The organism is Salinivibrio sp. IB282 (assembly GCF_001995685.1).
Taxonomy (GTDB): domain Bacteria; phylum Pseudomonadota; class Gammaproteobacteria; order Enterobacterales; family Vibrionaceae; genus Salinivibrio; species Salinivibrio kushneri.
This window is the reverse complement of record NZ_MUET01000083.1, coordinates 1-10,480: the sequence shown is the minus strand read 5'-3', so window position 1 is coordinate 10,480 and position 10,480 is coordinate 1. Positions and strand designations below refer to the sequence as shown.

The window sequence follows — 10,480 nt, the reverse complement described above, 5'->3', positions numbered from 1 at the left end:
TTTTTATAGTGGTGCCAGGAGAGAATAGCGAAACTGTGATCTACTTAGTACTGTAATCAATATGGATCGCGAATATCAATAGGCTGAATGAGTTAGTGCTGAGCGCTATGACATATAGCCAAATCGATGTCATAAAATCTATTTTTAGCCATCTAAATGTCTTTACTGCCCTTGTGTGAACCCGTAGGCTATAAGTCAGTCAACCTAGGATGAGTGAACGATGGAAAAGAAATACAGTCGTACACAGCTAATACATGCTGGACGCCGTAAAGCCTATACCCTTGGAGGGGTCAACCCAGTCGTACAACGTGCCTCTTCAATTGTTTTCGATACGTTAGCTGAGAAGAAGCACGCGATTGTCAATCGTCACCAACAAACCTTGTTCTATGGTCGACGAGGAACCACCACCCATTTTGCGCTGCAAGATGCCATGACCGAGCTTGAGCAAGGCGCGGGATGTGCACTCTTTCCCTGTGGTGCAGCGGCCATCGCAAACAGTATCCTTGCGTTTGTGAAAACCGGTGACCATATTTTGGTCTCAGGATCGGCGTATGAGCCAACCCAAGATTTTTGCCAGAAAATTCTCGCCGATATGCAGGTGAAGACTGAGTATTTTGATCCTCTCGAGGGCGCGGAGATTGGTCAACGTATCACGCCAAATACACGGGTTGTGTTTCTGGAATCACCCGGCTCTTACACCATGGAAGTGCACGATACGCCAGCAATCGTTCAAGCGGTAAGAGAAAGAGCGCCAGATGCGATCATCATGATGGATAACACTTGGGCAGCAGGTCGCTTGTATCAACCTTTAGTGCAAGGCGTAGATATTTCGATTCAGTCCGGGACCAAGTATATTATTGGTCATTCGGATAATATGCTAGGTACTGCGGTTGCCAATGCCCGCTGCTGGCCAACCTTGCGTGAGCGTGCCTATTTAATGGGGCAAACGGTCGACCCTGATACTGCTTACCAAGCCGCTCGTGGATTAAGAACGCTAGATGTGCGACTTGCCCAGCATCAGGAAAATGCCTTACAGGTGGCTAATTGGTTGAATGAGCAAACGGAAGTGGCAAGCGTGCTCCATCCTGCATTTGCCGACTGTCCCGGGCACCGCTATTTCGCGCGAGATTTTAAAGGCAGCAATGGCCTCTTTTCGTTTGTGTTTGCGCAGCGTTTGTCTGATGCGCAATTAGACGCTTTTTGTGATCATTTGCAGCATTTCAGTATGGCTTATTCATGGGGCGGCTTTGAGTCGTTATTGTTGACCAATCAGCCAGAGCAACTCAATCGCATCCGCCCTGTGGGTAAGGTGGATTTTTCCGGCACACTTGTCAGGCTACATATCGGCTTAGAGGACGTTGACGATCTGATTGCCGATCTGGCGGCCGGTTTCGCACGCATTAATAATGCCTGAGCCAAATCGCCCCTGTGAAAAAGGGGCGTCCTCTATACCCTGCGAGGCGGTTATCAAACCAGGCCGTTAGGTTTGAAATTGGTCAGTTAATTGTGTCAACGCGCTGGATTGATGGCTTAACTGGCCACTGACATCACTGGTGGTATCGATTGCATCGGTGAGTGACTGGCTACCTTGTTTGAGCGCGCGACGCTGCTGGGTGAGGTGAGCAATTTCTTTATGCTGAGAGTCCAGAGCGGCTTCCACTTCCGCACTGAGCTGTTCAAGCCCCTGGAAGGTGGTGTGCATCTCGCCTAAATAGCTCTGCAGTCGGACACTGGCTTGCTGATTGTCAGCACTGGCTGACTGTGTTTCCGTTAGCAGGGTATTGGCGGTATCGACTTGGCCGAGTAAATCATTGATCCAACCTCGAATGTCGCCAGTTGATTGAGCTGTGCGTTGAGACAAACTTCTCACTTCATCAGCAACGACGGCAAAGCCTCTCCCATGCTCACCGGCGCGCGCGGCTTCAATCGCAGCATTGAGGGCGAGCAAGTTGGTTTGTTCTGCAATGCCCTCAATCACATCCATGACGCCGGCGATTTGGTGACTGGTTTGTTTCAGCGTTGCCATGGTACTCGAGACGTTTTCAACCACTTTGACGCTATGGGCAATTGAGGCTTCTGTCGCACTCATTTGTGTTTGAATTTCATCGTTGTCTTGAGAGACTTTGCCGATGTATTCACGGGTATCATGAATGGCGTTGGCAATTTCCGTGGTTGCGCTTTCCATAACGGTTAGCGATTGCGCGACATCGTTAACGTTTTGCCGTGTTTGCTGGTTAATCGTCGCCACTTGGGTACTTTGTTGGTCTAACGTATCCGACTGTTGATCAAGCGCTGATGTTCGCGATTGTATATCGGTAACAAAGTGACTGAACTTATCGAGCAAGTTATTTGATGCGCGAGCGACGGCACTGACTTCATCCTGATACTTATCGACTAAACGCACGGAGAGATCGGAGCGCTTATCGATATCCGTCAGGGACGTAGCAATATGATCCAGACGCACCACCACGGTTTTTCGCAGCCACGTCATCAGTCCCAAGGCCAGCAATAGTGTGATCCCACAACCGATATAGACAATGTTCGATTGCTGATGCAAAAACGTAATAAGCGCACTGGCAGAGTTTTTCGCGTTATCTTGACGCTCGGTCAGCTTTTCGTTGATGGCCGCTAACATAGGGTCGACGGCAGGATAGAGATCAAAGTCCACAAGACGCCCTGCATCGTAAAAGCTTTTACTGTCGACCGTTTTAGCAAGCTTGGTGAGGTATTGGTCAAACTTCTTTTTACCTTCTTGCTGTTCGGCACGCCAGTCCGACAAAGACGGATACTGTGATAGCGCTTGCCAGCTCTGTTGATAACGCTGCTGAAGTTTTTCAAACTCAGGGGTGATCTCGTTCCAAAACAAGACTTGTGCTTTGATTTTTTGCGACAGATTGACGAGATCGCGGTGATCCCGCTCAAGAGCTAAAAGCGCCCATACTTCGGGAAGTTGATGATTTACATATTCGGCTGAGGCATCCGCGGAGCGGGCCGATATCCAAAGTGCGAGACTACCGAGTCCGATGGTCGAGGCGATAAAGAGGGTGAAGGCGATCAATAACCGCTGTCTTACGCTCATGGTACTTCCTGTCAACTGCCTAATCTAATGATGCGCCGCAGATTAAGGAGCCACTGTTTCATTAGAATGACAGGTGTCTCAATAATGTGATTTGGGAGTGAGATCACCGTTCATTTATTTGAACGTGACGCAGGTGCAGCCCCAGAAGAGGGCTAAAAAAGTACAAAGCAGACGTAACGACAAGAAAAAAGCGCCCGACTGGAGGGGCGCWTTCACAGCGAATGATGGTGTATTGGTTGCTAGCTGGCCTTTTTCGGTGAGTTTTGATCCTCAGATAACGCAGACCCTTTCTGAGCGCTTTCACTGAGAATGTTTGCGACGGTCTGTCTGGATAGATGGCCTATAAGCTCGCCTTGATTATCAAACACGGGGAGCGGCCATTTGGACTCCAATGTATCTGGGATGACGGTTTCCAATAACGAGTCTTGCTCAATGGCCGGTACGTCTTCAAGGAGGCTTGCCTCAATATCACCGCTTGGATCTTTATCACTGAGGGTTTTTTGGCTTAATGTGCCTTGATAGCCGTCTTCTGTGATGTAATAGCCATAATTGGCTTTTTGTTGACGCATCTGCTGAATCGCATCGCCAATCGTATTGGCACTGATGCGGCAGATTTGTGGCTGCATCACGGTTTCGACCGTTAATGCGCGAGCACGGTTAACGTCTTTTACGAAGGCTTCGACATAGTCATCGGCCGGTTGGAGCAAGATATCGACCGGCTCACCCACTTGCACGAGCTTACCATCACGTAAAATGGCAATACGGTCGCCCAGCCGCAAGGCTTCATCAAGATCATGAGTAATAAAAATAATGGTCTTGTGCAATTTTTCCTGCAGTTCTATCAGCTGGTCTTGCATCTCACTGCGAATGAGCGGATCAAGCGCGGAAAATGCTTCWTCCATCAGCAAAATTTCTGCATCGGTGCAGAGGGCGCGCGCGAGGCCGACACGTTGCTGTTGCCCGCCAGATAATTGTGCCGGATATTGATCGGCGTAGCCGTCAAGACCCACAGTCGACAACCATTGATCCGCTTTTTGATCGCGTTGCGTTTTTCCTTCCCCTTGGATTCGCAAACCAAACCCAACATTTTCTCTTACTGTGCGGTGCGGGAGTAGGCCAAAACGTTGAAACACCATGGACATCTTATGGCGTCGAAACGCCTGCAACTCTTTTTGCGAGTGCTTCATGATATCGGTGCCTTCCACGCGGATTTCACCTTCGGTGGGATCTATCAAGCGATTGAAATGACGAATCAAGGTTGATTTGCCGGAGCCCGATAGGCCCATGATCACAAAGACCTCCCCGCGGCGAATAGATAGGTTGATATCACTGAGGCCAATGGTGTGCCCTGTTTCTTGCAATAAGGCGTCTTTACTTTTTCCTGCTTTGACCGCAGGCATGACCTTTTGCGGGTGGTCGCCAAACACTTTATATAGGCCCTGGATCTCAATTAAGGTGTCCTGCACTGGCTTAGTCATGATCGCCTCCTTTGAGATGCTGCTGGGAACGTTTGGCGTAGCTTTGAGACACACGATCGAAAATAATCGCAATCACCACAATCGCGAGACCGTTGAGAAGGCCCAAGGTAAAGTATTGATTGGTAATCGATTTAAGCACAGGTTGTCCAAGGCCTGAAACGCCAATCATCGAGGCAATGACCACCATCGCCAAGGCCATCATAATGGTTTGGTTAATGCCCGCCATGATGGTTGGCATTGCCAAGGGGAGCTGGATCTGGAATAAACGTTGAAAACCATTAGCGCCATAGGCGGTTGCTGCTTCTAGCACATCTTTGTCGACTAACCGAATACCCAGATTGGTCAAACGAATGACTGGCGGGATKGCATAGATAACCACCGCGATAACCCCGGGGATTTTGCCAATACCTAATAGCATTACCACTGGGATTAAGTACACAAACGCGGGCATAGTTTGCATAATATCCAGTAACGGCGTGACCATGGCCTGAGTACGATTGGACTTGGACATCGCAATGCCTATCGGCACACCCACGCCAATCGCGACCAGTGTACACACCAAAATAATACTCATGGTGCTCATGGTGTCCTCCCACATCCCTAAGTAGGCAATCAGGGTGAATGAAACAACCACAGCTGTTGGGAGCTTCCAAGAGCGACTGGCGAGGTACGCGATACCGGCCAGTACGGCAATTACCAGCCACCAAGGTGTGGCGAGGAGCAAGTCTTCGAACCAAACAAGAAAGTGGAGGAGGGGGTCAAAGAAGGCTTCAATACCTTCACCATATTCGCGAGAGAAGTTGCGATATGCGCCGTCGAGTGTTTGTCGAATAGCGAGCAGATCGCGCCTGCTCATTTCTGGCACTTCCGTTAGCCATGAATCAGCCATTGTTATTGTTCCTATACTGCTAAAGGAGAGTCAGCGCAGCGGCAGTACCACGCTGACTGTTGCAAGGTTACAGAGCGTCTTTTACTTTTTCAGCGACGTCACTGGGCACCCATTGTGTCCAAATGTCTTCATGGTTAATGAGGAAGTTGGTCATCGCATATTCCCCATCGGCCTGATTGTCCTCCATCCAGGCGAGTAAACCATTCATTTGGTCATTGGTGAAACCACGTTGTTTTAAATATGTCAGCGCCTCGGGGGCGCGAGTGGCAAAGCGTTCTGTTACTACGGTGTCAACGTCAGCCGCCGGATACATGGTCGCTTTCGGATCCATACAATCATTGGCGGTAATACAGTCTTTGTAGTGCTGTACGTCTGTGCCTGTTTCAAAGTCCACCTTGACCATATCATATTTACCCAATACCGCTGTCGGTGCCCAGTAATAACCGAACCATGCTTCTTCGCGTTCGTAAGCTTTGGCGATTGAGCCGGCAAGGCCTGCACCAGAGCCCGGATCGACAATTTCAAAGCCGCTTTCAGCCAGATCTAAAGCCTCAAATTGGTTTTCTGAAGTAATTTGGCAGCTCCAGCCCGCGGGGCAGCCATAAAAAGCAGACTTTGAGGCATCTTCTGGGTGGGGAAATAAATCAGCGTTCGCTTTGATCCCTGAAATAGTCTTCAGTTCAGGATGCTTTTCGACCATATAACGCGGGATCCAAAAGCCTTCTTCGCCGCCTTCAACAAATGCACTACCTGCGTAGCGAACTCGCCCTTCATCGATACCGCGTTGTAGGCCTTCGCGCATCGAGTTACTCCAAAACTCGGGCGCAATGTCGGGTTCACCTTTTTCAATCATCGAGGTGCCCGTTGGCATGGTATCACCAGGCACAAGCTCGGCATCGCAGCCGTAGCCATGCTCTAAAATAAACTGATCAATGTTGGCAATCAGGCTGGCAGAGTTCCAATTCATGTCAGCGATGGTGACTTTGCCACAGGCGTGATCATCTGCGCTGGCCGGTAATGCCGAGAGCGAGAGAATAGCGGCTGAGAGTAATCGTTTGTACATATGCTTCCTTTCCTTTTCAAACATGCGTTCCAAATAATATTAGACCACTAATTAAATTGTTAGGATAATAATGCGGCACAAGTCTCATTTTTCGTTTTCTTAAATCGATATTTGCGCCTAACGCCCTCCACTACGTGATACAAATCATTAGAGATCTACTGAGTGATCACTTGATGAGTGACAAAAACGCTTTAAAGTCTGGCCCCCCTGCGTGTTGTTGCCATTCAAACAACAAGGCTTCGACCACGGTGACCCAGGCGCCATGCTGTTGCATCATCGTGATGCCACTTTGGTAGTGAGCAGGCTGACAGGATGACGTCGCATCGGTGACAAGGTGCACATGATAGTGATGGCGAAGTAGATCACAGGCGGTTTGATACACACAAACATGTGTCTCAATGCCACATAAAATCACTTGTTTGCGGTTAAGTGAATTCAGTACCTGCTCAACTTGCGGCTCGGCAAAAGCGCTAAATGTATGCTTAGCTATCGGTGTGTTGTCTGGCATGAGGTCRGCGAGTGCTGACGTTGTTGCGCCAAGCTTTTCAGGCAGTTGTTCTACCCAAACGACAGGTATATCGAAGTGTTGGCACCCACGTAATAGTTGAGCCACGTTTTGGTGTAACTCCTCGCTTCCCACTACTTTTTGCGCCAACTTGCCTTGCATATCAATCAACAAAACGACGGCATTTTCGGTGTTAATCATTCTAGTATCCCCCTGTTTTACCGATAAATAAGCATAGCAGCTCTACATGATTACGCTGGCGTTCTTCGCCCACAACCATTTATCTTTTTGTAAAGATACTTGATGCTGATCAATTTGTTGGCTAATCTATCTTTACATAAAGACAAATGGAGATAGGTGATGCATTATTTTATTGCGATTCTCGCCCCCATTTTTTGGGGAAGTACTTATTCGGCAGTTGCATTGTACTTGGGGGATCTTTCCCCTTACTGGATGGCGGTCTGGCGGGCGCTGCCTGCCGGGATCTTAATGCTGTTGATCAGTCGCCGTGGTCTACCCTTGAGTTTGCCGAGAATGCTCGCAGTGAGCTTTTTCAATATTGCTGCTTTCTTTTTACTGTTATTTATCGCGGCATATCGACTACCGGGCGCAGTGGCGGGCACGTTAGGGGCCACCTTACCGCTCGTTCTGATGCTCTTGCAGTGGTTAACGGAGGGAAAACGGCCAGAGCCTAAGCTGCTTAGCTTGGCATTACTTGGGCTTGTCGGGGTGGGATTGTTGCTTAACCCGTCCACAAACATAGACTGGGTAGGGGCGGGCGCCATGCTATTAGCAACCTTCTTTGTCGCACAGTCAACATTGTGGATGAAGCGATGGGAAGCCAAAGATATCTTTGGTTTGACCGCGTGGCAGTTGGTACTGGGTGGTGCGATGTTAATCCCCTTTGCCTGGAGCCTAGCGGGGCCACCACAAGCGCCAACACTGCACGCGGTGCCAGGTTTAATATGGGTGATTGTGCTCAATACGGCTGTCGGTTATTGGGCCTATATCCGCTCGATTACCGTGCTGGGGCCTAATCGCCAATCGATTATCATGTTCCTTAATCCGCTCACGGCCGTGACCCTGGGGGGACTCTGGATTGACGAGACGCTACAACCGCTTCAGTGGTTGGGTATTGCGATGATTCTCGCGTCTCTATTGTGGATGAAATTCTCCGATAAGTTAACGCTATCGCGCAGTGCGAAAACGGCGGCGGCTCCCTCACGATAGTGGAAGAGGGAATCGCACTATTACTAATAGCGATAGTGCACGGTCCAGGACACGTAACTATAAGTGTTATCGATCGCTTGCTCATAATCCTTGGTATGCAGTACGACGCTGATATCCGTGCCCCAGCGGGGTTGATAAAACGCCACGCCCGCTGCGGCACTGGCTTGCCAGTGGGTCATGTCGATATCTGCATTTTCTGGCGGTTTATCGCCATTGATGGTGATGTCATTGGCACGATAGCGTCCTTGGATAGCGGTATACAAGAAGGCGCCTTTTTCACTGGCTTCAAACAAGCGGCTATCGAGGTGCCGGCCAGGCTCGAAGCTAATGCCACCGTAGGTGTTAGCAAGATCCAGTCCCACTCGGTAGCTAAGGCCTGCTGACAACTCACTACGGAAGTTGCCGATATCCGCTCGGCCTGTCACCCCCCATTCTTGATGCTCGCTACGGTGTAAAAGCTGGTGGCGTTCATAGGCAAGCTGCGCCACTGGGGTATTTTCCACTTGATAGTCCCAGCCTTTTGGGTCGGGCGAGTCGATGAGGTCATGAACGTAAGACTGTCCTTCTTCGGTTTGTGAGGCGGGGCCAACCATACCAAGCATTAGTGACCACTTATCGACCCGTTCTGGCGTCTGCTGGTAGAGACCGGGTTCGATAAATATCAACCCTGCATAAGGACGTTCCCCGGGTTGAGGTTTTTTCAATTCGATATCATTGGGCGTCCACATCATTTGCCCAATATCCACACTCCAGCCTTGTCTTGCTGCTTCATTGAGCGGAAGTTGCTCGGCAAACCAACGAATCGGCTTAACCGATGTGGTGCGCAAATCATCAGACCAATCCGCATGCCAGTGGGCATAAACGCCGCTGGTGTATTGGTTGTCGACCGCCAATGGGCTGTCGTTTTCAATCGTTAATCCAAAGCCAGCCGCCAAGGCTGCACTTGGCGCAAGTAGCAAAGTGGGAAACAGTAAAATAGTGCCACTGATCACGCGAGACGGTGTCATTCACATCCTCATTGAGTTGCATCTTCAATGCGAGGCTCTCAGTATGAGTAAAAACGCAGGCTGACACCAGATGAGWAAGGTCAATATCTTGTGAAAGGGTGGTAAGCCGTCAATCAACGATGAAAAGGAACTGTCAACATGTCAGTGTTTGTAACTGCCGAGTGGCTGGCCCAACGCCTTGATACCGTGATCCCTGTCGATGCCAGTTGGTTTATGCCAGATGTATCGAGAGACGGCTTTCAAGAGTGGCAACAACGGCGGATTCCGGGCGCCGTGTATTTCGACTTCGACGGTCGTATTAAGGATTCTGCCTCGAGCTTGCCCCATATGCTGCCTGATGAGGACAGCTTTGCCCATCAGATGGGCGCACTAGGCATTGCGTCGCAAGATACCTTGGTGGTGTATGATACCCAAGGATTGTTTTCTGCCGCGCGGGCATGGTGGATGTGCAAGGTGATGGGTCATCAAGATGTGTTTATCCTGAATGGTGGGCTACCTGCATGGATGGCCTCAGAGGGGCTGATTGATAACACCCCGCCGCAGCCACGTGTCGAAGCGACCTATCAGACGCAGTTTAAACCCTACCGCTATATGGATGGTGCCACCTTGGCAGACAAACTCGCCGTGATGAATGTGATTGATGTGCGTCCTGAAACGCGCTTTTATGGCGACGTCCCTGAACCGAGAGAGGGTGTGCGTAGCGGCCATATGCCAGGCGCAACCAACCTCCCTTTTGCCAACTTGACTGACCCACGTGGCTTTGTGATCAGTGAGGGTGAAGCACGAACGATCTTGTTACCTCACTTAAGCGATACGCGGGTCAACGTGGCGAGCTGTGGCTCGGGGGTTACCGCGTGCATCTTGGCCGCTGTCGCTGAGCACTATTTCGCCTACCCTGTGGCGGTTTACGATGGCTCATGGACCGAGTGGGGCGGGCACTCACACTGGCCCGTTGTCAAAGCAGGTTAATCCGCAAGCAACGACAAGGAGGTGTGTCACAAGATTGACTTGAGAGTGATCTATGTCACTATCTGACAAGTGTGCTAATGATATATCGATACATTAATTAATATTATTTTACATAGTAGTGTGTTTTTTGTGCGGTTAGTCGGCCGGTTAATGGTAAATAGCGCTTGGCTTGCCATGATTACACCAACAAGCGCTTCGAGGTTATCAAGCACAAACATACCCCATATAGCGATGAAAATCGGAGTATCACTTGTCTCAAA

Annotated in this window: 10 protein-coding genes; 3 read left to right on the top strand and 7 right to left on the bottom strand. The window is 49.9% G+C overall.

Annotation, left to right across the window (positions count from 1 at the left end):
- Window positions 1–220: 220 nt before the first annotated feature.
- Window positions 221–1,414, top strand: a complete 1,194-nt coding sequence (gene metC / locus BZG14_RS13450; RefSeq protein WP_077484928.1) for a cystathionine beta-lyase — start codon at window positions 221–223, stop codon at window positions 1,412–1,414.
- Window positions 1,415–1,480: 66 nt separating this feature from the next.
- Here the strand turns inward: metC and BZG14_RS13445 are convergent, their stop codons facing one another.
- The 5 genes from BZG14_RS13445 to BZG14_RS13425 all read right to left on the bottom strand — a co-directional run bounded on the left by BZG14_RS13445 (window position 1,481) and on the right by BZG14_RS13425 (window position 7,215).
- A complete protein-coding gene (locus BZG14_RS13445; protein WP_077608975.1) occupies window positions 1,481–3,079 on the bottom strand; it encodes a methyl-accepting chemotaxis protein in 1,599 nt (532 codons plus the stop codon).
- A gap of 239 nt (window positions 3,080–3,318) precedes the next feature.
- The gene (locus BZG14_RS13440) at window positions 3,319–4,557 is read right to left on the bottom strand and encodes a quaternary amine ABC transporter ATP-binding protein (RefSeq protein WP_077608974.1); all 1,239 of its coding nucleotides are present in this window, start codon (window positions 4,555–4,557) and stop codon (window positions 3,319–3,321) included.
- Complete coding sequence (locus tag BZG14_RS13435) at window positions 4,550–5,446, bottom strand: ABC transporter permease (RefSeq protein ID WP_069362854.1); 897 nt, start codon at window positions 5,444–5,446, stop codon at window positions 4,550–4,552. Before BZG14_RS13435 ends, BZG14_RS13440 begins: the two co-directional genes overlap by 8 nt.
- 67 nt (window positions 5,447–5,513) lie before the next feature.
- Window positions 5,514–6,509 (bottom strand): ABC transporter substrate-binding protein, encoded by a 996-nt coding sequence (locus tag BZG14_RS13430; RefSeq protein ID WP_077608973.1) that lies wholly within the window; start codon window positions 6,507–6,509, stop codon window positions 5,514–5,516.
- A gap of 166 nt (window positions 6,510–6,675) precedes the next feature.
- Entirely contained in the window at window positions 6,676–7,215 is a 540-nt protein-coding gene (locus tag BZG14_RS13425; protein WP_077459272.1) for an isochorismatase family protein, read from the bottom strand.
- Window positions 7,216–7,374: 159 nt separating this feature from the next.
- On the opposite strand from BZG14_RS13425, the gene BZG14_RS13420 reads away from it, so the two are divergent.
- On the top strand, window positions 7,375–8,244 hold the full coding sequence (locus BZG14_RS13420) for a DMT family transporter (protein WP_077608972.1): 870 nt from the start codon (window positions 7,375–7,377) through the stop codon (window positions 8,242–8,244).
- Between the two features lie 23 nt (window positions 8,245–8,267).
- Here BZG14_RS13420 and BZG14_RS13415 read toward each other — a convergent pair whose 3' ends face one another.
- Window positions 8,268–9,251, bottom strand: coding sequence for a lipid A deacylase LpxR family protein (locus BZG14_RS13415; RefSeq protein WP_077608971.1), 984 nt, complete (start codon window positions 9,249–9,251; stop codon window positions 8,268–8,270).
- 138 nt (window positions 9,252–9,389) lie between these two features.
- On the opposite strand from BZG14_RS13415, the gene BZG14_RS13410 reads away from it, so the two are divergent.
- On the top strand, window positions 9,390–10,220 hold the full coding sequence (locus BZG14_RS13410) for a rhodanese-like domain-containing protein (RefSeq protein ID WP_077484917.1): 831 nt from the start codon (window positions 9,390–9,392) through the stop codon (window positions 10,218–10,220).
- Between the two features lie 74 nt (window positions 10,221–10,294).
- Here BZG14_RS13410 and BZG14_RS15780 read toward each other — a convergent pair.
- A partial coding sequence (locus BZG14_RS15780) for a hypothetical protein (RefSeq protein WP_206744421.1) occupies window positions 10,295–10,480 on the bottom strand: 186 nt, incomplete at its 5' end.